This is a genomic window from Kitasatospora sp. NBC_00374 (genome assembly GCF_041434935.1).
Lineage (GTDB): Bacteria > Actinomycetota > Actinomycetes > Streptomycetales > Streptomycetaceae > Kitasatospora.
The window spans coordinates 8,265,597-8,288,621 of record NZ_CP107964.1 but is presented as its reverse complement, the minus strand read 5'-3'; the positions used below and the strand labels follow the sequence as shown (position 1 = coordinate 8,288,621).

At 71.6% G+C, this 23,025-nt stretch carries 15 protein-coding genes; 8 read left to right on the top strand and 7 right to left on the bottom strand.

Translation table 11 applies throughout. The features are described from left to right. Positions 1 to 42 precede the first annotated feature (42 nt). The 3 genes from OG871_RS36205 to OG871_RS36195 are packed head-to-tail and all read left to right on the top strand — an operon-like array spanning position 43 to position 10,156. Complete coding sequence (locus OG871_RS36205; RefSeq protein ID WP_371502636.1) at positions 43 to 3,069, top strand: type I polyketide synthase; 3,027 nt, start codon at positions 43 to 45, stop codon at positions 3,067 to 3,069. Continuing rightward, the gene (locus OG871_RS36200; protein WP_371502635.1) at positions 3,066 to 9,926 is read left to right on the top strand and encodes a MupA/Atu3671 family FMN-dependent luciferase-like monooxygenase; all 6,861 of its coding nucleotides are present in this window, start codon (positions 3,066 to 3,068) and stop codon (positions 9,924 to 9,926) included. Before OG871_RS36205 ends, OG871_RS36200 begins: the two co-directional genes overlap by 4 nt. Then, positions 9,926 to 10,156, top strand: a complete 231-nt coding sequence (locus OG871_RS36195) for an acyl carrier protein (RefSeq protein WP_371502634.1) — start codon at positions 9,926 to 9,928, stop codon at positions 10,154 to 10,156. Before OG871_RS36200 ends, OG871_RS36195 begins: the two co-directional genes overlap by 1 nt. Positions 10,157 to 10,178: 22 nt before the next feature. On the opposite strand, the gene OG871_RS36190 is transcribed toward OG871_RS36195, so the two are convergent. Beyond that, on the bottom strand, positions 10,179 to 11,408 hold the full coding sequence (locus tag OG871_RS36190; protein WP_371502633.1) for a cytochrome P450: 1,230 nt from the start codon (positions 11,406 to 11,408) through the stop codon (positions 10,179 to 10,181). 169 nt (positions 11,409 to 11,577) lie between these two features. Here OG871_RS36190 and OG871_RS36185 point away from each other — a divergent pair, with 169 nt between their 5' ends. Further along, positions 11,578 to 11,784, top strand: a complete 207-nt coding sequence (locus tag OG871_RS36185) for an MbtH family protein (protein ID WP_371502631.1) — start codon at positions 11,578 to 11,580, stop codon at positions 11,782 to 11,784. A gap of 385 nt (positions 11,785 to 12,169) precedes the next feature. Here the strand turns inward: OG871_RS36185 and OG871_RS36180 are convergent, their stop codons facing one another. The 4 genes from OG871_RS36180 to OG871_RS36165 all read right to left on the bottom strand — a co-directional run bounded on the left by OG871_RS36180 (position 12,170) and on the right by OG871_RS36165 (position 16,059). Then, positions 12,170 to 12,607: a hypothetical protein gene (locus OG871_RS36180; RefSeq protein WP_371502629.1), complete on the bottom strand. Its 438-nt coding sequence runs from the start codon at positions 12,605 to 12,607 to the stop codon at positions 12,170 to 12,172. 217 nt (positions 12,608 to 12,824) lie between these two features. After that, positions 12,825 to 13,262, bottom strand: a complete 438-nt coding sequence (locus OG871_RS36175; RefSeq protein ID WP_371502627.1) for a hypothetical protein — start codon at positions 13,260 to 13,262, stop codon at positions 12,825 to 12,827. Positions 13,263 to 13,425: 163 nt separating this feature from the next. Then, positions 13,426 to 14,517, bottom strand: a complete 1,092-nt coding sequence (locus OG871_RS36170) for a vWA domain-containing protein (RefSeq protein ID WP_371502626.1) — start codon at positions 14,515 to 14,517, stop codon at positions 13,426 to 13,428. A gap of 396 nt (positions 14,518 to 14,913) precedes the next feature. Continuing rightward, a complete protein-coding gene (locus OG871_RS36165; protein WP_371502624.1) occupies positions 14,914 to 16,059 on the bottom strand; it encodes a branched-chain amino acid ABC transporter substrate-binding protein in 1,146 nt (381 codons plus the stop codon). 1,346 nt (positions 16,060 to 17,405) lie between these two features. Between OG871_RS36165 and OG871_RS36160 the strand changes: the two genes are divergently transcribed. Both OG871_RS36160 and OG871_RS36155 read left to right on the top strand, forming a co-directional pair. After that, entirely contained in the window at positions 17,406 to 18,146 is a 741-nt protein-coding gene (locus OG871_RS36160) for a class I SAM-dependent methyltransferase (RefSeq protein ID WP_371502622.1), read from the top strand. A 259-nt stretch (positions 18,147 to 18,405) separates the two neighbouring features. Continuing rightward, positions 18,406 to 19,803, top strand: coding sequence for an MFS transporter (locus OG871_RS36155; RefSeq protein WP_371502621.1), 1,398 nt, complete (start codon positions 18,406 to 18,408; stop codon positions 19,801 to 19,803). Here OG871_RS36155 and tal read toward each other — a convergent pair. After that, positions 19,739 to 20,848 carry a transaldolase gene (gene tal, locus OG871_RS36150; RefSeq protein ID WP_371502620.1) on the bottom strand — a complete coding sequence of 370 codons (1,110 nt, stop codon included), beginning with the start codon at positions 20,846 to 20,848 and terminating at the stop codon, positions 19,739 to 19,741. The two genes, OG871_RS36155 and tal, sit on opposite strands and share 65 nt — an antisense overlap. Next, positions 20,845 to 21,684 carry a helix-turn-helix transcriptional regulator gene (locus tag OG871_RS36145; protein ID WP_371502618.1) on the bottom strand — a complete coding sequence of 280 codons (840 nt, stop codon included), beginning with the start codon at positions 21,682 to 21,684 and terminating at the stop codon, positions 20,845 to 20,847. The genes tal and OG871_RS36145 overlap by 4 nt, the downstream gene beginning before the upstream one ends. A gap of 214 nt (positions 21,685 to 21,898) precedes the next feature. Between OG871_RS36145 and folE the strand changes: the two genes are divergently transcribed. Then, on the top strand, positions 21,899 to 22,573 hold the full coding sequence (gene folE / locus OG871_RS36140; RefSeq protein WP_371502617.1) for a GTP cyclohydrolase I FolE: 675 nt from the start codon (positions 21,899 to 21,901) through the stop codon (positions 22,571 to 22,573). Between the two features lie 70 nt (positions 22,574 to 22,643). Continuing rightward, complete coding sequence (locus OG871_RS36135; protein ID WP_371502616.1) at positions 22,644 to 23,021, top strand: arsenate reductase family protein; 378 nt, start codon at positions 22,644 to 22,646, stop codon at positions 23,019 to 23,021. Positions 23,022 to 23,025: the final 4 nt, after the last annotated feature.

The following is a 23,025-nucleotide window of genomic DNA, read 5'->3' as shown; positions in this document are numbered from 1 at the left end:
CGCAACACCGAGCACGATCCGAAAGACGGGGGAATTTTGACCATGCCGCAGCCAGACGGCTCCGACATCGCGGTGATCGGCCTCGCCGGCCGATTCCCCGGCGCGCCCAGCGCCGAGGAGTTCTGGACGCTGCTCAGGGACGGGACCGAAGCGGTCACCCGGCTGACCGAGCAGGAGCTGCTGGCGGAGGGCATCGAGCGCCATGTTCTCGACAACCCCCGCTATGTACGGGCCAAGGGCGTCCTGGACGGCCCCGACCTCTTCGACGCGGGCTTCTTCGGCTACAGTCCGCGGGACGCGGCGGCCATCGACCCGCAGCAGCGGCTCTTCCTGGAATGCGCCTGGCACGCGCTGGAGGACGCCGGCGTCGACCCGGAGCGGGCCGGCCGCGCCATCGGCGTCTACGCGGGTTCGAGCACCGGCACCTACCTGACCCGCCCGCTGCGCGAACTGTCGCACCTGCCCGAGTTCATGGAACTCGTCATCGGCAACGACAAGGACATGCTGGCCACCCGGACGTCCTACAAGCTGGACCTGAGGGGACCCAGCGTCTGCGTCCAGTCGGCCTGTTCGACCTCCCTGGTGGCGGTGCACGTCGCCGCCCAGGGCCTGCTCAGCGGCGACTGCGACATCGCCCTCGCCGGTGGCAGCTCGGTGATGTTCCCGAGCAAGGAGGGCTACCACTTCCAGGAGGAGGGCATCTACTCCCACGACGGCCACTGCCGGGCGTTCGACGCCCGCGCCTCCGGGACGGTGCCCGGCGACGGCGTCGGCGTCGTGGTGCTGAAGCTCCTGACCGACGCGCTCGCCGACGGCGACCGCGTCCACGCGGTGATCAAGGCCACGGCGGTCAACAACGACGGTGCGTTGAAGGTCGGCTACACCGCACCGAGCATCGCCGGGCAGGCCGAGGTGATCCGGGCGGCGCACCGCGCGGCCGGCGTGCACCCGGCCACCATCGGCTATCTGGAGGCCCACGGCACCGCCACGCCGCTCGGCGACCCGGCCGAGATCGCCGGACTGACCCGCGCCTTCCGCGCCGGTACCGACCGCGCCGGCTACTGCGCGATCGGGTCGGTGAAGAGCAGCATCGGCCACCTCGACGCCGCCGCCGGTATCGCGGGCCTGATCAAGACCGTCCTGGCCCTGAAGCACCGGACGCTGCCGCCGAGCGTGAACTTCGAGTCCGCCGACCCGGCGCTGGGGATCGAAGGCAGCCCGTTCTACGTCGGCACCGAGGCCGCACCGTGGCCGGCCGACGCAACGCCGCGGCGCGCCGGCGTCAGTTCCTTCGGTATCGGCGGCACCAACGCCCACGCGGTGCTGGAGGAGGCACCGCAGGAGGCGGCGCGGGAGGACGCCGGCGCCGCGGCGGACGACGGCGAGGCCGCACACCTGCTGCTGCTCTCCGCCCGCACCGCCGAGGCGCTGGAGGACGCGACCGACAACCTCGCCGCCCACCTGCGTGACAACCCGGAACTCGACCTCGCGGACGCCGCCTACACCACCCAGGTCGGCCGGAAGGCGTTCGAGTACCGCCGCCACGTGGTCGCCCGGACCGGTGCCGAGGCGGTGCGCGCGCTGAGCGGCGAGGGCGGCCGGCGGCCACGCGCGGAGCGGCGCCCCGACTCCGCGCCGCCGGTGGCCTTCCTGCTGCCCGGCCAGGGCGCCCAGCACGAGCGGATGGCCGCCGGGCTGTACCGGACGGAGCCGGTCTTCCGGGCGGAGTTCGACCGCTGCTGCGAGCACCTCGCCGCCGAGCTCGGCACCGACCTGCGCGCGCAGGTGCTCGCCGACGGTGCGCGTGTCGAGGAGACCTGGCTCGCCCAACCCGCCCTGGTCGCCGTCGAGTACGCGCTGGCCCGGCTCTGGCAGTCCTGGGGCGTGCGGCCGCAGGCGATCCTCGGGCACAGCCTGGGCGAGTACACCGCGGCCTGTCTGGCCGGGGTCTTCAGCATGGAGGACACGTTGACCCTCGCGGGCCTGCGAGGCCGGCTGATGCAGCACGCCAAGCCCGGTGCCATGCTCGGCGTCCAGCTCCCGGAACGGGAGTTGACGGCACTGGCCGACGGTCTGGCCCTCGCCGCGGTGAATGCCGACGACCTGTGCGTGGTCTCCGGCCCCGTGGACCGGATCGCGGAGCTGGCCGATCGGCTGACCGCCGACGGCATCGGCGTACGGCGGTTGCACACCACCCGCGCCTTCCACTCGCCGATGATGGCGGACGCCGCACGCGAGCTGCGCGAGCTGGTCGCCGCGATCCCCGCGCGCCCGCCGGCGATCCCGTTCGTCTCCAACGTGACCGGCACCTGGATCACCGACCGACAGGCCACCGATCCCGACTACTGGGCCGAGCACACGCTCGCGCCGGTACGGTTCGCCGACGGTCTGCGGACGCTGGCCGCGGCCGGCAACACGGTGCTGCTGGAGGTCGGGCCGGGCCAGACCCTGTCCACGCTGGCCCGGCAGGGCGGCGACCGGGCGGCGACCGTGGTGTCCTCGATGCGCCACCCGCGTTCGCCCCGCGCGGACTGCGAGGTGCTCGCGGAGGCCGTGGGCACCCTGTGGGAAGTCGGTGCACCCATCGACTGGAAGCAGCAGTACGTCCACCGCCGGCCCCGCCTCACCGCGCTTCCGCGCTATCCGTTCGAACGGCGGCGGCACTGGCTCGCGCAGCTGCCCGGAGCGACCACCGTGCCGGCCGCTCCGGCGCCCGCCGCCGTCCGGGCCGAGGAGCCGCCGACCGGCCGGCCGGCCGATCAGCCCGCCGAGGAGCTCTTCGGCGGCCCGGAGGCGGAGCTCCAGCGGGCGGTGGCGGCCATCTGGGAGGAACTGCTCGGTGTCCCGCGGATCGGCCCGGCGGACGACTTCTTCCGCCTCGGCGGCCACTCCCTGCTCGGCACCCGGCTGACCACCCGGCTGCGGGAGCAGTTCGGCGTTGAGGTCAGACTCCGCGAGCTCTTCGCGGAACCGACGGTGGCCGCCCAGGCCGACCTGGTCGCAGTGTTGACCGGCTTCGCCCAGGGCCGGCCGGAGCATGGCGAGAACACCGAGGAGGGGGAGCTGTGAAGGTCGTAGACCTGCTGTCCCGGCTGCGCGAGGCCGGGGTCGACCTGTGGGCCGAGGACGGGAAGCTGCGGTTCCGCGCACCGGCCGGCGCCCTGACTTCGGAGCTGCGGGCCGCCCTCGCGGCGCACCGGGACGAGGTGATGGAGCTGCTCGGCCGGGCCGCCGCCGCCCGGGCCGTCGCTCCGGCGATCGTCCCGGCGGGCACCGGCGAGCCGCTGCCGATGTCCTCCCAGCAGCGCCGGATGTGGTTCTTCGAGCAGGTCCACCCGGGCACCTCGACCTACCACATGACCGCCTCCTGGCGGCTCACCGGCGAGCTGGACACCGGGCTGCTGCGACGCAGCTTCCAGGCCGTCGCCGGCCGGCACGCGATCCTGCGCACCCGCTTCGGCCTGGTGGACGACGTGCCGGTGCAGCTCCCGGCCGACCACCTCGACCTGCCGCTTCCCGTCATCGATCTCGGCTCGCTGGGCGAGGACGAGCGCGAGCACGAGCTGCGCCGGCTGACCGCCGCCGACATCGCCCGCCCGTTCGACCTCACCCGGCTGCCGCTGCTCCGGACCACCCTGCTGCGGGTCCGCCCGGACGAGCACGTGCTGGTCCTGACCATCCACCACATCATCGCCGACATGTGGTCGGTGGACCTGCTGCTCAAGGAGGTGGCGGCGCTCTACCGGGCCGGCGGTGACGGGTCGGCGACGGCCCTGCCCGCCCTGCCGGTCCAGTACGGCGACTTCGCGCGCTGGCAGCAGTCCCAGCTGGAGGGCGAGGCGCTGCAGAGCCAGCTCGACTACTGGACCGGACAGCTGGCCGGCGCTCCGAGCCTGCTCGAACTCCCCACCGACCGGCCCCGTCCGGCGACCAGCCGCCATCTCGGTGCCCAGGAGACCCTCGTCCTCCCGGCGCACCTGGTCGCCGAGTTGGACGAGCTGGGCCGCCGGGCGGGCGCCACCCGCTTCATGGTGCTGCTCGCGACCTTCCACGTCCTGCTGTCCCGATACACCGGCGAGCCCGACACCCTGGTCGGCTCGCCCATCGCCAACCGCACCAGGGCCGAGGTCGAGAACCTGATCGGCTTCTTCGTCAACACCCTGGTGCTGCGCGCCGATCTGTCGGACGACCCCACCTTCCTGGAGCTGCTCGCCCGGGTCCGGGAGAGCGCTCTGGGCGCCTACGAGCACCAGGACACCCCTGTCGAGCAGCTGGTGGAGGTGCTCCAGCCGCGCCGGGACCCGGCCCGCCCGCCGCTGTTCCAGGCGCTCTTCGTGGTCCAGAACACCGCGATGTCCCCGCTCGACCTGCCCGGGCTGGCCGTCGAACCGCTGCCGAGCAGCCGCGCTGCCACCGAGTTCGACCTGACCCTGGAGTTCGTCCAGGCCGACGGCGAACCGAGCGTCAGCGTCCAGTACAACGCGGAGGTGTTCCGCGGCGACACGATGCGTCGGCTGCTCTCGCACTGGCAGACCCTGCTGACGGCGGTCGCCGCCGACCCCGACCGCCGGGTCGGCCTGCTGCCGCTGCTCCCCGAGGCCGAGCGGGAGACCGTGCTCGGCGCCTGGAACGCCACCGAGCGCGAGCAGGAGTCGCTCCCCGCGCACGAGCGCATCCGCCGCCAGGCCCGGCTCACCCCGGACGCCCCCGCCGTGGTGTTCCGCGACCGCCGGCTCACCTACGCCGAACTCGACGCCGCCGCGGACGCGGTGGCCGGCCGGGTGCAGGCGGCGGGCACCGTCCCGGACGTACCGGTGGCGGTGTGCATCGAGCGCTCGCCGGAGATGGTGGCCGCCCTGATCGGGGTCCTGCGGTCCGGCGCGGGCTACCTGCCGATCGACGCCGCGCTGCCGCCGGAGCGTCTGGCGTACATGCTGGAGGACGCGGCCGTCCAGGTGCTGGTCACCAGCCGTGCCCAGCGGCACCGGTTCGCCGGCCTGCCGGTGCGGCTGGTCGTGGTGGACGACGGGCGGCCGGCGCCGCGCGCCGAGGCGGCCGAGGTGGGCGGGACCGACCTGGCGTACGTCATCTACACCTCCGGCTCGACCGGGAAGCCCAAGGGCGTCATGATCGAGCACGGCTCGCTGGCCAACTTCCTGTCCGCGATGGACGAGGTCGTCGGTGTTCGGGACGGCGGCGTCTGGCTGGCCCTCACCAGCGTGTCGTTCGACATCGCCGCGCTGGAGCTGCTCTGGCCGCTGACCAACGGATGGACGGTGGTCGTCCAGGGCGAGGGCGACATCCTGCCCGGAGGCGGCGCCCAGGGCGCCACGGCCGCCCGCCCGCTCGACTTCAGCCTGTTCTACTTCGCCGTCAGCAGCGATGACGAGGAGACCGCCGACCGCTACCGGCTGATGCTCGACGGCGCCCGGTTCGCCGACCGGCACGGCTTCTCGGCGGTGTGGACCCCCGAGCGGCACTTCGACTCCTTCGGCGGCCTGTACCCCAACCCTTCGGTCACCGCGGCCGCGCTCGCCATGGTCACCGAGCGGGTGCAGATCCGGGCCGGCAGCGTGGTGCTGCCCCTGCACAACCCGGTCAGGGTGGCGGAGGAGTGGGCGGTCGTCGACAACCTCTCGCACGGCCGGGCCGGGATCTCATTCGCCTCCGGCTGGCACGCCGACGACTTCGCGCTCGCCCCGGACCCGACCGTCTACGAGCGGCGCCGTGACGCCATGCTCGAGCAGATGGCGACCGTCCGCCGGCTCTGGCGCGGTGAGGCGGTCGAGGTCCGCAACGGCGCGGGCCGCGAGATCCAGGTGCGCACCTTTCCCCGTCCGGTCCGCTCCGAGCTGCCGATCTGGCTCGCGGCGGCCGGCAGCCCCGACACCTTCCGCGCGGCCGGTGCGGCCGGCGTCGGCCTGCTCACGCACCTGCTCGGGCAGAACCTGACCGAGCTGGCGGAGAAGATCGCGGTGTACCGCGCCGCCTGGAGGGCGGCCGGACATCCGGGCGAGGGGCATGTGGCGCTGATGGCGCACGCCTTCGTCGGGGTCGACCCGGCCGAGGTGCGCGAGACGGTCCGCGGCCCGTTCCGCGCCTACCTGGCGAAGTCCTTCGGACTGGTCCGCTCGCTGGCGCCCAGCCTCGGCATCGACGGCGAGCCGACCGAGGAGGACCTCGAGGCGCTGCTCGACCACGCCTTCGAGCACTACTACGACGGCGGTGCCCTGATGGGCACGCTAGAGGAGTGCACGGCGATGGCCGAGCGCATCCGGGCGGCCGGTGCCGACGAGCTGGCCTGCCTGATCGACTTCGGTGTGCCGGCCGACCAGGTCCTCGCCTCCCTGCCGCTGCTGAACGAGGTCCGGCAGCGCTTCGCGGACGCCGGCGGCGGTGCCACCGAGGACGCCGAGGACGCCGAAGCCCTCGACCACGGTGTCGCCGCCCAGATCGCGCGACACGGTGTCACCCACCTCCAGTGCACGCCGTCGCTGGCCGGCATCCTGGCCGCCGACCCGCAGACCGGCGAGGCGCTGCGGAAGCTGGACACCCTGGTCGTCGGCGGTGAGGCGCTCCCCGCGGCACTGGCCGGCCGGCTCGCCGCCGACGGCCGGGTGCTGAACATGTACGGCCCCACCGAGACCACGATCTGGTCGACGGCCTGGCCGGCCGAGGACCTCGACGACGGGGTGTCCGTCGGCCGGCCGGTCGCCAACACCCGGCTGTACGTGCTGGACCCGCAGTTGGCGCCGGTGCCGATCGGCGTGCCCGGCGAGCTCTGGATCGGCGGCAGCGGAGTCGCCCGCGGCTACCTCGGCCGGCCGGACCTCACCGGCGAGCGGTTCGTCCCCTCGCCGTTCGTCGACGGCGACCGGCTCTACCGGACGGGCGACCGGGTGCGCTACCGGCCCGACGGTCGGCTCGACTTCCTCGGGCGGGTCGACCGGCAGGTCAAGCTCGGCGGGCACCGGATCGAACTCGGCGAGATCGAGGCCGCGCTGCGCGACCTCCCCGCCCTGCTGCAGGCGGCCGTGATCGTCCACGAGGACACCTCGGGACACCGCTTCCTGGTCGCCTACCTGGTCGCCTCGGGCGCCCGGCCCACCCCGGCCGAGCTGCGCACCACTCTGCTGCGCAGGCTGCCCGAGGTCATGGTCCCGACCGTCCTGCTCTGGCTGGACGAGCTGCCGCTGAACTCCAGCGGCAAGGTCGACTACCGGGCTCTGCCCGACCCCGGTACGGCCGACGACCGTGCGGTGCGCGCCGCGGTCACCCGGCACGACTACCTCGCTCCGCGCGACGAGACCGAGCGGGCCATCGCCGGGATCTGGCAGGACGTGCTCAGCCTCGACCGGGTCGGCACGACCGACAACTTCTTCGACCTCGGCGGACATTCGCTGATGGCCATCCAGATGGTCTCCCGGCTGCGCCATGCGCTGGGCCGGGAGGTGTCCCTGCGGACCGTCTTCGAGTCGGCGACGGTGGCCGAGCTCGCGGACCGGGTGCGGGAGACCCCGAGCGGCTCCACCGCGGCAACCGTCCCGCCGCTGCGGCCGGCCCGCCGCGAAGGCGCCGTACCGCTGTCCTTCGCGCAGCAGCGGATGTGGTTCTTCGAGCTGATGAATCCCGGGACAGCCTCCTACCACCTGTCCGCCGCCCTGCGGCTGACCGGTGTCCTACGGCCCGAGGCGCTGTCCCGGGCGTTCGAGGACATCGTCCGCCGGCACGAGATCCTGCGCACCGCCTTCACCGAGGCGGACGGCGTACCCGTCCAGCTCGCCGCGGAGCGCCGGTCGGTCCCGCTGCCGCTGACGGACCTGTCCGGCCTACCCGCGGGCGAACGGCAGGCCGCGGTGGAGCGGCTGGCCCGCGAGGAGGCGCGCCGCCCCTTCGACCTCGCCGAGGACCTCCTGCTGCGCACCACCCTGCTGCGAGTCGACGGGACCGAGCACATCCTGCTGCTGACGACTCATCACATCGTCGCGGACAGCTGGTCGATCGGGGTGATGGCGAAGGAGCTGGGCGCCCTCTACGACGCCCACTGCACCGGGCTTCCGGCGGATCTTCCCGAACTCCAGGTCCAGTACGCCGACTTCACGCTGTGGCAGCAGAGCTGGCTGGACGGCCCGGTGGTCGAGCGCCAGCTCGACTACTGGCGGCGGACCCTCGCCGGCGCACCGCCGGTGCTGGCGCTGCCGTACGACCGTCCTCGTCCGGCGATCCCGACACACCGCGGCGAGCAGGCCGTCTTCCGGCTGGGGCCCGAGATCAGCGAGACCCTGAAGACGCTGAGCCGGCAGCAGGACGTGACCGTCTTCGTCATGCTGCTGGCCGCGTTCAAGGTGCTGCTGCACCGCTGGGCGGAGGAGGAGCACATCGTCCTCGGCGTGCCGGTCGGCGGCCGGAACGTCCCCGAACTGGAGCCGCTGGTCGGCTTCTTCGCCAACATCACGGTGATGCACACCGATCTCGGCGGCGAGCCGGCCTTCACCGAGGTGCTGCACCGGGTCCGCGACGCGGTGATCGGCGCCTACGACCACCAGGACCTGCCGGTCGAGAAGCTGGTGGCCGACCTGGGTGCGGACCGGACGCTGGCCCACAACCCGCTGTTCCAGGTGATGTTCGTCTACACCAACGACCTGGCCATGTCCCCCGCGCTCGGCGGCCTGGAGGTGACCGCGCTGGACGTCCACCCGGGCGACGTCTTCATGGATCTCAACCTGGCCATGGAGGACGGGCCGGACGGTCTCGCCGGCACCCTCGACTACAGCACCGAGCTGTTCGACGAGGCCACCGTGGACTGGCTGCTGGCGAGCTTCCGGGAGGTGCTCACCGCGGTGCTGGCGGACCCGTCGGTGCCGATCGCGGACCTCCCGCTGGCCGCCGGCCGCCCCGAGCCGGCACCCGCGCCGGCATGCCCGCCGGCTGCCGAGGCCGCACCGGAGATCCCGCTCGTGGTCAGCGCCACCTTCACCGCCAACCCGGTCCGGGAGTCGCTGACCTACTGGGCGGAGCAGCTCGACCTCCCGCTCTCGGTCGAGTTCGCGCCCTACAACCAGGTCTTCCAGCAGCTGCTGGACCCGGCCGGTGCCATGGCCGCCAACCGCGAGGGCGTGAACGCCGCGCTGCTGCGGGTGGAGGACTGGACCGGCCCGGGCGGTGAGGAGCTGGAGGTCGCCGACGAGTTCCTCCAGGCGCTGGCCGCCTTCCAGCAGGGCCGCCCGACCCCGTTCGTGGTGGTGCTCTGCCCGGCCGCGGCCCCGTGGGCCGAGGTCGAGGCCTCGTGGCGCTCCCGGCTGACGGCCGGGCTGGCCGGCATCGAGGGCGTCGTCTGCCTCGACCTGGAGCCGATGCTCGAGCTCTACGGGGTCGAGGAGTACAGCGACCCGATCAGCGAGCAGGCCGGTCGGATCCCCTACACCGCCGAGTTCTTCGCCGTCCTCGGGACGTGTCTCGCCCGTCAGCTCTCGGCGCTGCTGGGCGGGTACCCCGGCGTCGTCGTGGTCGACGGCACCCCGTTCACGGCCGGTGAGCAGGATCCGATCGCCGGGATGCTGGCGGCCGCCGTCCGGTCGCTGGCCGGCCAGGGCCGGCGGGTCCACGTGTCCGCGGCCCCGGACAGCGGCGGGCCGTGGCTCGCGGCGCTGTCCGCCGCCGGCGTCACCGTCCGGACCGACGGCCGGCCCCCGTCCCAGCAGCTCGACGGGGCGGCCCACGAGAGCGGGGCCGCGCTGGGCGACTGCGCCTACCTCAGCGGCGACACCGCCGCCTGCGCGACCGTCCAGGCCGACCGGCCCGACGTCCTGGTGCTTCAGCACCCCGTGCAAGGAGATGAATTGGCAGCGTTCCTCGACCACACCTGGGTCTTCGACACTCCCGGCGGTGCCACGGCCGGCGCGTTCTGGTGGGAGGTGCAGGGCTGATGAGGATCCACGAGCTGTTCGCCGCCGTCCTCGACCTGCCGGAGCAGGAGATCACCGACGACACCGCGCCGCACAACACCGGCCAGTGGACCAGCCGGGTGCACATCCAGCTCGTCGTGGCGCTGGAGGACGTGTACGGCATCACCCTCTCCGCGGCCGAGATCAAGGCGCTGACCTCGATCGGGGCCGCGCACGGGATACTCACCGCGAAGGGCGTGGACGCGCGGTGACGGACCGCCCGAGGGGCGGCGCTCAGCCTCTCGGGCGCCGCCGTACCGGCGGGGTCGGGGTGAACCGCACCGGCATCGACCTGATCCCGTTGACGAAGGTGGAGCCCAGGTGCTCCGCGGGACCTACCGGCTCGAGGTCCGGCATCCGGCGCGCCAGCTCCTCGAACAGGATGCGGATCTCCAGCCGGGCCAGGTTGTTGCCCAGGCAGTGGTGCGGGCCCCCGGCCCCGAAACTGACCTGGCTGGAGGCGGAGCGGGCGAGGTCGAAGCGGTCGGGGTTCTCGAAGACCGTCTCGTCGCGGTTGGCGGAGACGTAGTACATGGCGACCCGGTCCCCCTCCGAGATCCGCCGGCCGCCGAGCTCCACGTCCCGGGTGGCGGTCCGCTGGAACTGCATGACGGGCGAGACCCAGCGCAGGATCTCGTCCACCCCGGTGTCCAGCAGTCCCGGCTCGTCGATCAGCCGGTACCACTGCGCCGGGTGCTGGAAGAACGCGAGCATGGCCCCCGAGATGAGGTACTGCGTGGTCAGGTGTCCGGCCGTGGCGAGCAGCAGGAAGAAGAGTTCGAACTGCCGCGTCGTCAAGGGCTCACCGTCCACCCGCGCCTGGGTGAGCACGCTCACCAGGTCGTCGCCGGGATCCGTCCGCCGCCACGCCGCCAGATCTCCGGCGAACTCGAAGAGCTGCAGGGTGGCGCGCATGGTGACGTCCGGGAACGCCTGCTCCAACGGGTCGCCCAGCAGCTTGGTCAGCCGGTGGACCCGGCGGCGGTCCTCCGCGTCGGGGAAGCCGAGGATGTCCGCGAGGACGGCCAGCGAGAGCTCGGCGGCGACCTCTCGGACGAAGTCGCACTCACCGCGCTCCGAGATCCGGTCCAGGGTCACCGTGCAGAGCGTGCGGATCCGTTGTGCCAGCGAGCCCACCGCCGCAGGGGTGAACGCCTTTCCGACGATGCCCCGCAACCGGGTGTGGTCCGGCGGGTCCAGGTTCACCAGGGTCGTCCGGCCCGGCCCCCGCACCGCCTCGGGCTGTTCGTCGAGGAACACCCCGTTGCGGGCCGAGGAGAATCCGGCCACGTCCCGGGAGACCCGGACCACGTCCTGGTGCCGGGTGAGCACCCAGAACGGTGGCCCCTGCTCCCGGGTGTGCAGGTGGACCGGGGCCTCCCGGCGCAGCCGGGCGAACAGTTCGTGCGGCGGGCCGGCGCCGAAGGCGCGAGGGTCGAGCAGATCGATGTCCGCCAGGCGCATGCGTTCGTCCGTTCCTCGGGCCGGCGGGCGGCCCGGTGTTGGCAGCTCGGGCTGTGCGCTGGAGGATACCGCGTAGGCGAACAGGTTTCCGGAGTACGGCACATGCCGGTACAGGCGGCCGTGTCCCGGAAGGTGGTACCGATGAGAACGAGAAACGGGGAGTGACACGATGTCCGACGAACTCAACGACGGCCGGATTCACGCCGTGGTCCGCAACGACGAGGAGCAGTACTCGACCTGGCCCGTCGACCGGGAGCTTCCGGCAGGCTGGCAGGAGACCGGGGTACGCGGATCGAAGGCCGACTGCCTGGCACACATCGACCAGGTGTGGACCGACATGCGTCCGCTGAGCCTGCGGATCCGGATGGAGGGCTGACCACCGCCGGGCCCGCGGTGCTTCGGCGGGCGGCCCCGGTGGAGTGACCAGCCGTCCACCGCGGGCCGCGGCCGGGTCCCGGGGCGGTCCGCCCCGGGACCGGGCGCCGGCGGGTCCGGGTGACTATCCCGGTGGGTCGTGGGCCGGTCAGGCGCGGGCGGCTCGGCAGGCCCTGTTGAACGGCATGCCGGACGACTCCACCCGGGCCGATCCGAGCGAAGCCGACCGCGGTTGCAGCGTCGCCGGGTTCTGGAAGGCCCAGCTGTGGCCGGTCACCACGGTCGAGTTCGGTGGCCCGAGCCCGAGCCGAGGCCACGCCCGGCCTGGCGGCGCACGGCTGGGCTCCAGCCGCACCACCGTGTGCCAGCCGCCCGGCGGGCAGCCGCTACTCCGGCTGCGTCACCGTCAAAGCCCACCGGATCGTCTCGGTGGAGGCATCGACCCCCACGAAGAAGGATCCCCCCTGAACCACCCCGGGAGCCATGGTCACCGACCCCAGCCCGGTCGTGTCGACCGGGCAGTCCACGGTGAACGCGGCCGTCTGCTCCTGCTGCGACCGCATCGTCACCTGCACGCTGCCGCCTCCCGTACAGGCCACCGTGAGAACGGTCGGCAGGCTGTCCCACGCTCCGCCGGACACCACACCGCCGTCCCCCACCTGCTCCGGCACCCACACCAGGCCGTCCGGCCCCGGATGCGGGAGCAGGACGTCATCTGCCGCGACCGCAGGCCCGGCGCCGGCCACCGCACAACATGCCGCCAACACCGCTACAGCCGTCAAAGCCCTCGTACGCTTCATCGTCTCCCCCTTCGGATCTGTCATGGCGTCACCATTCTGACGGGTTGGACCGGCAGGCGCGTGAGTACTTGTACTCGATCGGGGTGGACGTCGAAGCTGAGGCCGGGCGACGGCCATCCCCTCGTGGGCGGGACGGCTCAGCAGGCCGGGCCCGGGGCCGACGCGGGACTACGGGCGGTGGGGCGGGCGACCAGGGTTCAGGTAGGGAGGTGACGCCGGGGTAGGGCATGCCGAGGGCCTTTCACACCTCGCAGTGCTCCGCAGGCTGCTGAGCCACATTCGGATCGTGATAGACGTCAAGTCCCGGAATGGGCTGGTCTGCTCCCCCGGGCACCTCGATTGCACTGTCGTAGAACTGGATCCGCCCAACGGACCACAAATCCGAATTAGTAGCATGCGACATCCCCAGCAGACTGACGAAGGAATCAGGTGGGAAGATCAGCCGCGTGCAGGGAGGAACAGTGCCCAGGCTCACGCGGATCCAATTGTACTCATTGCCTTCGTCCGGGTTATCCACGGTATAGTCCACGAAGTTCAGATCAAGGTCGGTCACCGGATCGAGTGAGCGGTTCACAATCGTCACGATCGCCTCGTTGTTCTCGGTGACGTCCGCCCAGAACCCGACCCGGCCTGCCTGGAAGCGGCGGTTCTGCTCCAGCTGCTGTCGCGTCGCGCTCACGCTGAACCACGCAGGGCCGATACCCCGAACGGCCGCCGCTTCCACTGCCGTGACAACCGGAGGTCTTCATCCGTACGCAGATGGGGTGTCGCGGCAGGGCTCAACCTTCTCGGGCACGTCAGCGGCGCCCCGGTCGAATCCGTGACCGGCTCACCGTTCTCAGCTACAGGATGACCAGCAGCCTGGTGCCCGACACCAGCTTCCGGTTGACGGAGGTCGATTGGACGAAGACGGTGTACGACGGGTTGTCGCCCGGCTTCACCGTGACCTCCGACGCCGGCAGGCCGAGCAGCCGGCGGGCCGCCGGGCCCGAGAACACCCTGCCCGTCATCCGGCCGGTGGCCGGGTCCTTCTCCGCCACCGCGAGCTGCTTGCCACCCTGGATCTTCTCGCGCTTGGACAGTTCGTAGAAGGCGCAGCCGCTCTTGTACGGGTGCCCGGCGCTGGTGACGAAGTCGCGGATCGGCGTCGGCTGGTCGACCGGGATCAGGATGTACTTGCCGGCGTCCAGGGCATCGAGATTGGCCTTCACGTCGGCCGTGCTCAGATCCTGGCCCATGGTGAACAGGTTCCTGGTACCGCGCACGCCCTGTTCGCGGCCCCGCAGGAAGCTCGTGGCGGCCGTCTTGACGGTGCCGATGGCCTCCTCGACGCCCTTGCTGGAGTCCGCATCCCAGATCGCGATGTTGCCCGCCGGGAAGCCGTACTCCTGCGCGGTGCGCTTGGCCAGGGAGTTCGGGACCAGGATCGCCGAGGTCCAGTGGTCGGGAAGGTTGTCCATGGCACTCTGAATGCGGCCCTGCCACATGCTCAGGACGGCGGCGCCCCGGCCGCCGCCCATGCGGATGTGCATCTGGCCGGTCTCCGAGCAACCCGAGGCGTTCTCCTCGCCGTCGGTGACGACGACCTGGAGGAAGGAGTGTTCCCCATATCCTTCCCAGATGTTCTTCAGGTCGTCGATGGACTTCACGGCCGCCTCGATCAACGCCGTCGCACCGTTCTCGACCTCGTAAAGGCCCCGCAGGGACGGCAGGTGCTTGACGTCCATGTCCCAGACCAGGTTCTTCACCTCGTGATCGAAAGCGTAGAGGCTGATGCGGGTCTCGTGACCGAGCCGGTCGGACTCCTCCTGAAGGCCCTTCACGAACTCGTCCACCACGCGAACAAGCTGCGCCTCGTGCTTGCGCATCGAGCCGGAATTGTCGACCACGAGCGAGACGTGGTTGACCTTGTGCTTGATCCTGTTCGCAGACATGGTTCTACCCCTTTTGCAGACGCTCTTCCGACGCCTTTCCGGCGTCCCCTCCAACGTTGCTTCCACACTACGAGGGGGCACTGACAGTACGTCCCGACCTGGGGTTCCGCAGATGCCGACCGCCCGTCACCACCCGCCTTTCAGAAAGCCAGGTGGTGACGGGCGGTCAGAAGATGCCGGCCGGAAGGTCCGGGTCGGATGAGAGCCTGCTCCATGGGTTTCCGGCAAGGGCGACACGCGCGTGACGCGCACGTGCGAGCCGAGTCCGATGTCCGTTCTGCGCTGCCGCGTTCCCGGCCCGGGCGGCCGGTACCTCCACACGAACGACGGCACACCAGCGTCCCCGGGGAACTTCGCTGCTGCGGGTGAGGGGCAGCGCCGCACGCGGGACGTCTCTCAGAGGTCGCGGAGCCGACCGATGGGGACGATGGCCGTCCAACTCCCCTTCTGGACCTGGTAGATCGAGGCCACCTGGTTGCGGGTGTCGCCGTACTCGTCGAACGACACGTCGCCCGTCACGCCGAAGAAGTCCACGTCCGGCACAGCCTCGGCGACGGCCTTCCGGATCTCCGCGCCGGAGCCCGTCTCTCCCTTGACCTGCCGGGCACGGGCGACCGCCTCGATCAGCGCCCAGGTGGAGTCGTAGGCGTACGGGCCGAAGGGCCCGGGCGCCTCCGGGTGAGCGGCCTTCTGGTAGTCGTCCAGGAAGGTGAACGCGGAGGCGAGTCCCTCGACCGAGATGCCGGGGTTGCTGGCCAGGTCGCCGTCGGCGCCCGGGCCGGCGGCCTTGATGTACCCGTCGGTGTGCAGGCCGTCGCCGCCCGCCACCGGCGCCTTGACGCCCGCGGCCTTCAGCTGGGCGGACAGCGGGCCGCCCTCGGGGTGCTCCCCGCCGTAGTAGACGATGTCCGGGTGTACGGCCGCGATCTGCCGGACCAGCTTGGAGAAGTCCGTGGTGGCCGGCTCGATGGTCGCCCGAAGCTGCACCTTGCCACCGGCCTCCTCGAAGGCCGTCGCGAACTCTGCCGCCAGGTTGCTGCCGTACGCCTTGGTGTCGCTGACCACGACGGCCCGCTCGGCCTTCAGCTGGCTGCGCGCGTAGCGGGCGAGCAGCGGGCCCTGGACGGCATCGGTGGTGACGGTGCGGAAGTACGTGGGGTACGGGCGCGTCTTTCCCTTGGTGCGGTAGTCCGCGCCCCAGGTCAGGGAGGGTGCCGTGTTCGAGGGTGAGATCTCGGCGAGGTCCGCCTTGGCCAGCACCGGGGCCATGGCGAGTGCGCCGGACGACGTGAGCGGGCCGACCACGCCCACGACCTTGGGGTCGGCCACGAACGCCTCGCCGTTGGAGCGGGCGATCTGCTCGTCCGCCTGGTCGTCCTTGGCATCCAGGACGAACCGTACGCCCGGCACGGTGTTCTTGGCGTTGGCCTTGGCGATGGCCAGTTCGGCCGAGAACTTGATGCCCAGCCCCAGATCGGCGAGCTTGCCGGTCAGGGGGGCGTCCAGTCCGATGGTGAAGGTCGTGGTGGGTTCCGAGTCCACGCCGAGGAGTGAACAGCCCGACAGCAGGAGGACGCACGCCATGCCCAGGTACGGAGCCCGGCCCGGCCCACGGCGGACGGGACGGGACGGCGCTGAAGCGGCGGCCCCGTCCGGCGGAAGGACGTCCGAGGTTATGACGTCCGGCGGCGTGGCGTCCGGCGCGGGCGACGAGGATCTGGTCAACGGCACATCCCTTGCGGAGGGTCTTTTGTGCATGTCGGGCCGCAGCCGATCGAGGCCGACGACGCACGGAGGAACCGGCGGCCGAGTCAGAACAGGGCCGACGGGGTGAGCAGTTGTCCGCGGGGTGGAGCGAGCGGCGAGTCTCGCCCCGGAGGAGGGGCGGGCACCGGACCGGGAAGTACTGCCGGGCCCCGGCCCGTCCGAGGAACACCACCAATCGGGGTCGATGGGGCGTGACCTTATCCGCCCCCCTCGCGGAGCGTCAACGGATCCGTTCGCCCGCTCGCGCCGGTGCTGCCCGCCGCCACCCCGTGATCCAACTGCCGTCGCACACACAAGATCAGGTAGCGCCACGGCAGTGAGCCCGGACGATGACGCTCCGCCGTCACGCACCGCGCGAACCGCACTGCCGCGCTCCGGACGACCCTAGGGCTCACGGTCACGCGCGCGGGGCGGCGGACGGGCGCCGACAGCGAGGGCGGGCGGCTCGCCCGGGCGTGCGCGACGGTCTCCGCTCAACACCACCACGTGTCCGAATATCGACCGGGCGCCGCGCCGACATCGCGGAGGGGAGCTGTGAATTCTTCAGCTGCTTCTCCCACGGCGCCAGCTCACCGGAGAGCGAGCGAGTGTCGCTCCATTCTTCGCCGTTCGCCGAAGACGGCCATGACGAGTTGACTGTCCGAGTTGACCGTGATCTCAGGACGCGAGAACTCAGTCAGCACAGCAGGCGCCCGCGCAAGGCCTGAGACCCGCCTTGCGACTTCCTCAAGATCCACTTGAACTCGTATTTCATTTCACCCCTACTGCGTCACGTGACGTTACCACCAGACTGCCGGCGCTCCTTGAACACGCGATTTCGGATTCGGTGGCCCCAAATCTCTGCGACATGGGCATTTACGGCAGCGCCGCGACGCTCGAATGGTGAGCCGACCCATCGACATACCTGGGCAGAAGGGCGTCGGCATGCTCGACGGTTCCATACCGGAGGCCGACGATCGGACCAGGCTCCGATACGAACACAAAGACCGCACCGGCTGCAGCCACCGCATATTTGGGGCTTCCGCCAGTACGCCTCCCCGACCGACGAGAGGGAGACTTCCCGCCAGGGGCTGCGGCCTGTCCCGAAGGGCCGACGCCAACGACAGAGGGGGAACAGCACGATGAGCGGTCAGCTGTACGACGAGATCGGCGAGGCGTTCGAGGGCTTCAAGACCCTCCCTCTCGCGCGCTACGCGAAGGTGCCCGGCTTCCTCGCCCTCGTCGGCGACGTGAACGGCAGGTCGATCCTCGACCTGGCCTCCGGAACCGGCTTCTACAGCCGGGAGTTCAGGCGCCGCGGCGCATCCCACGTCCTCGGCGTCGACATCTCCACCGCGATGGTCGACGCGGCCCGGACCCTGGAGCGCAGCGACCCGCTGGGCGTGCACTACGAGGTGGGCGACGTCGCCGAGCTGCGTACCTTCGAGCAGCCCTTCGACATCGCCGTTGCGGTCCAGCTGTTCAACTACGCCGAGGACGTCGCCACCATCGAGCGGATGTGCCGCAACATCCACCGCAGCATCGCGGACGGGGCCGAGTTCTTCGCGTTCGTGCAGGACCCGGACTTCCGTTTCGACGGGCCGTCCCTGGCCAAGTACGGCTTCCTCTGCGAATCGCTCGGCGAGGAAACCGAGATCGGGCCGCGCGTGAGGATCACCGCGCTCCTCGACCCGCCGATCTCGTTCGTCGCGAACCCGCCCAGCCGCGAGGTCTACGAGAAGTGCCTGCGGGCGGCCGGATTCGACGAGATCACCTGGGTTCCCCTGGAGGTCTCCGCCGCCGGCGTGCGCGAGTACGGCAAGGACTTCTGGGACGACTACGCCGCCAACCCCCCGCTGACGATGCTGCGCTGCCGCGCCTGACCCCGAGCGCGCCGCCGAACCCGGGTCTGTCCAACGAAGTCTTTTACGGACTCCGAGCAGGTGCGGTTGCTCCGCGGCCGCGCATGCAGGCCGTTGCTCCTCGGGCCGACCGATGACGGGAGGACATGCAGCAGGTACCTGCCCTCGTCGTCATCGGGATAGACCGTCCTGCGGTTGTTTGACCCCCAGGTACGGTGCTCGCTTTGATGCTTCCGATCGCGGATCGGTTGGGCGGGTGAGTGGCGAGGGGGCGACGGACATGAGTGGCGGGCACCGGCTGGGGCGGCGGTTCGGGTGGCTCTGGGGAGCGTACGGGACCAGTGCGCTCGGCACCTGGCTCGCCTTCGGCGCGTTTTCGCTGATCGCCATCCGGGTGCTGCACGCCGGACCGGCCGAGGTCGCCGCGCTCTCCTGCGTGGGGGCCGCGGTGGGCGCCGCCGTGGCGGTGCCGCTCGGACCCTGGGTGGAGTTCCGCCGTAAGCGGCAGGTACTGATCGCGATGGACCTGGTGCGGTTCGCGGCGCTGCTGACGATCCCCACCGCGTTCGCGCTCGGCGTGCTCACCTTCCTTCAGCTCCTGCTGGTCTCGGTCGTCGTCGCAGCGGCCGACATCACCTTCCGCGCGGCCTCCGGCGCGTACCTGAAGACCCTGCTGCCGAGCGAGGACCTGCTCGTCGCCAACGCCCGGTTCGAGTCCACGGCCTGGACGACCACGATCATCGGACCACCACTGGGCGGCGCGGCGGTCGGGCTCCTCGGCCCGGTGGCGACGGTGCTGGCCGACGCCGTCAGCTACCTGCTCTCGGCCCTGGGCATCCGCGCGACGGGTGGGCACGAGCCGCCGCCCGAGCCCCGTCAGGCCGCGCGCATGCGGGCCGGCGACCTCCTCGACGGTTGGCGTCACATCCTCGCCGACCGGGCGCTGCGTCCGCTGCTCTTCAACACCGCGTTGTTCAACGGCCTGGTGATGGCCACCGAGCCACTGCTGGCCGTCCTGATGCTCGGCCGACTCGGGTTCGCACCGTGGCAGTACGGCCTCGCCTTCGCCGCGCCCTCGATCGGCGGACTGCTCGGGTCACGGCTGGCCCGGCCCCTCGTCACCCGCTTCGGGCAGCACCAGGTCCTGGTCACGGTCGGGGCGCTGCGCGCGCTCTGGCCCATCGGTCTGGCCTTCCCGGCACCGGGCACCGGAGGGCTGCTGCTGGTGACGGGCGTCGAGTTCGGGCTCATCTTCTGCTGCGGGGTCCTCAACCCCGTCTGCGCCACCTACCGCCTCCAGCGCACGGCGACCGACCGCGCCACCCGCACACTGTCCGCCTGGGCGGTGACGACCAAGGCCTCGACCGCGCTCCTGACCGCCCTCTGGGGCGTGCTGGGCAGCCTGCTCGGCCCGCGTGCGGCCATCGGCCTGGCCGGCGTGCTCCTCCTGGCAACCCCGCTGCTGCTCCCCCGCCGCGCGGCAGCACCCCTCCGCGAGCCGGACCGACACCGTCATCGCCCGGCTGAAGAGCTGGACGGTGATCCGATCGGGGTGGTGGCGGCGGATGGTCAGGCCCAGGCTGTCGCGGCGGATCATCCGCACGTCCTGGTGCTCACTGCGAGCTACGGCGGAGCTCGGTTTCCAGGTTCTGGTGGAGCTCGTGCCAGGAGGTGGTGAACTTGGCGATTCCCTCCTCCTCGAGTGCGTCGACGACCTCGTCGTACGGGACCCCGACGGCCGCGAGGCCGTCGAGTACCTGTTGGGCTTCGGCGTAGGTGCCGCGGATCGTGTCGCCGTGGATCCGGCCGTGGTCGGCGACGGCGAGCAGGGTCGCCTCCGGCATGGTGTTCACGACGTCGGGTGCGACGAGGTCCACGACGTAGCGGGTGTCGTCGTAGGTCGGGTCCTTGACGCCGGTGGAGGCCCACAGGGGCCGCTGCGGGCGGGCGCCGCGCGCGGCCAGCGCGTGCCAGCGCTCCGAGGTGCCGGTCCGCTCGAAGTGCCGGTAGGCCAGGCGGGCGTTGGCGATCGCGGCCCGTCCGCGCAGCGCGCGTGCCTCGGCGGTGTCGAGCTTGTCGAGGCGGGTGTCGACTTCGGTGTCCACCCGGCTGACGAAGAACGACGCCACCGACGCGATGGACGACAGGTCCCGGCCGGCGGCCAGCGCCCGTTCCATGCCGTTCAGGAAGGCGTCGAGGACCTGGGCGTAGCGGGCCAGGGAGAAGATCAGTGTCACGTTGACGCTGATGCCTTCCGCGAGTGCGGTGCTGATCGCCTCCAGGCCCTCCTCGGTCGCGGGGATCTTGACGAACAGGTTCGGCCGGTCGACCAGCCACCACAGGGCGCGGGCTTCGGCGACGGTGGCCGCCGTGTCGCGGGCGACGCGCGGGTCGACCTCGATGGACACGCGTCCGTCCGTGCCGGCGGTCGCTTCGAAGACCGGGCGCAGGACGTCGCAGGCCCAGCGCACGTCGTAGGCGGTCAGTAGTCGGACGGCCTCGGGTACCTCGACGCCGCGGTGGGCGAGGTCGGCGACCTGGCCGTCGTAGCGGGCGCCGGAGCTGATGGCCTTGGCGAAGATGGTCGGGTTGCTGGTGATGCCCGTGACCTGGTGTGTGCGTACCAGTTGGGCCAGTCCTCCGCCGGCGAGGCGCTCGCGGCTCAGGTCGTCCAGCCAGACGGCGACGCCCTCGGTGGTCAGCCGGTACAGGTTCCCGCTCATGCTTTCCTCCGTGTCTCGTCGTCGTGGCCGGCCACGCGACCGGTCGTGTCGGCGGCATCCCTGGTACAGGCGGGGCTGTCGCCGGCGAGTGGACCGCGTGGGTCGCCGCCACCGGCAGCGGCGCGCAGTTCGACGCAGCACTGCCCGGCTGCGGGGGCGAGGACGGCATCGATGCCGGTGGCTTCCAGGCCGGTGAGGAAGCCATCCAGGTAGGCGTGGTTGATCCCGCACACGAGCTCGGGTGAGCGGGCGGCAAGCTGGTGGAAGGGGCAGTTGAGGAGCCGCATCCCGGTGGGGGCGATCCGGTCGGGCTCGAAGCCCCGCTGCTCCAGGACGGCCTCGCTCAGCGTGAGGGAGCGTTCGGGGCCGAGTCGGCCGGGGCGGGTGCGGGCGCGTTCGGCGGCTCCGAGTTCCCGGCCGCGCAGGCGGGCCGTGCGCAGGGCGGCGGCCTGCGCGTCCTCGCCGGGTTCGTGGGTCAGGACGGCGTCCAGCAGGATCTCGGCGATCACGTCGGGGCGGCGCTCGGGGATGCTGACGCGGATGTCGGTCTCGGTCGGCTCGTAGACCTTCGGTTTGCGGCCGACCTTCCGGATGCCGCCGGGGCTCTCGTAGCGTGCGCGCAGCAGGCCGGCGGCGACGAGCTTGTCGAGGTGGAACGCGGCCAGTTTGGCGGAGATGCCGGCGTCGGCGGCCGCCTCCTCGCGGGTGACGGGCCGGCGGGCGTGTCGGGTGAAGGCGAACAGCCTGCGGCGCTGTTCGTCGGCGAGCACCGCTACCGATTCGACGCGGGCGTCCGCGGTCGGCTCGTGGTCCGTGAGATCTCCAGAGGCAGACACCTGTTCATCGTAACGCCGATCCGGGTGGGCGGAACTCGGATCACCGTTGAAAAGACCAGCTTGTTGACCTCGGCGACGAATAAGGCCAATACTTGTTAGTGAAATAGACCTCAGGAGGCGTCGTGCGGAGTGAACCGCAGCAGCGGGCCAAGGAGCCGGTGAGCGCGCCCGTCCTGGCCCGGCTCGGGCGCCCCGGGCATCGGAGGCAGATGACATGACCCGTTCCCACCGCTCCCCCACCGCTCGCGTGATCCCCGACGGGCGGGAGGACGCGACACCGCTGCCGGCCGCTCTGCACGTGGTGCACGAGCCCGACGGCATCGACCTGGCCGCCGCGGAACTGGCCGCCGGCCGGTTCCTGACGGCCCTGGGCATCCGCACCGACACCGAGAGCCTGCGGGGCACACCGCGCCGGATGGCCCACACCTACGCCGAACTGTTCAGCCCGCGGCCGTTCAACCTGACCACCTTCCCCAACGACGAGGGCTACGACGAACTCGTCCTGGCACGCGCCATTCCCGTCCGGTCGGTCTGCGAACACCACCTGCTCCCCTTCGTCGGCACCGCCCACGTCGGCTACCTCCCGGGAGAGCGGATCCTCGGCCTGTCCAAACTCGCCCGGGTGGTCGAGCACTTCGGGTGCCGCCCCCAGGTCCAGGAACGCCTCACCAAGCAGATCGCCGACTGGCTGCAGACCCAGCTCGACCCCAAGGGCGTCGGCGTCGTCATCGAGGCCGAGCACACCTGCATGACCCTGCGCGGCGTCCAGGCCACCGGCTCGACCACGATCACCTCCACCCTGCTGGGCCTGCTGCGCCACGATCCGCGCTCCCGCAGCGAGTTCCTCGCTCTCACCGGAGTCGCCCGCGGAGCGGCAGGCCCGTCGTGACCAACGGCGGCCCGACGCCTGCGGCCTCCACCCGTCCCCCTCCTCAGACCTCACCGGAAAGACCGCGGCCATGGAAATCTGGATCAACCCGGCCTGCTCCAAGTGCAGTTCGGCGCTCTCCCTGCTCGACGAAGAAGGAGCGCAGTACACCGTGCGGCGCTACCTGGACGACCCGCCCAGCCCCACCGAGTTGCACGGGCTGCTGGCGCGACTGGGCCTGGAGCCGTGGGACATCGCCCGTACCGGCGAACCGGTCGCGGCCGAGCTCGGCCTCACCTCGTGGCCCAGGAACAGCACCTCACGCGATCGCTGGATCGGGGCACTCGCCACGCATCCGGTCCTGATCCAGCGGCCGATCATCACCGCGGACGACGGCACCGCCGTCGTCGCCCGGAGCCAGGAGGCCATCCACTCGGCCCTGTCCGTCCCGCTCGGAACGAGGCCGTGACCAC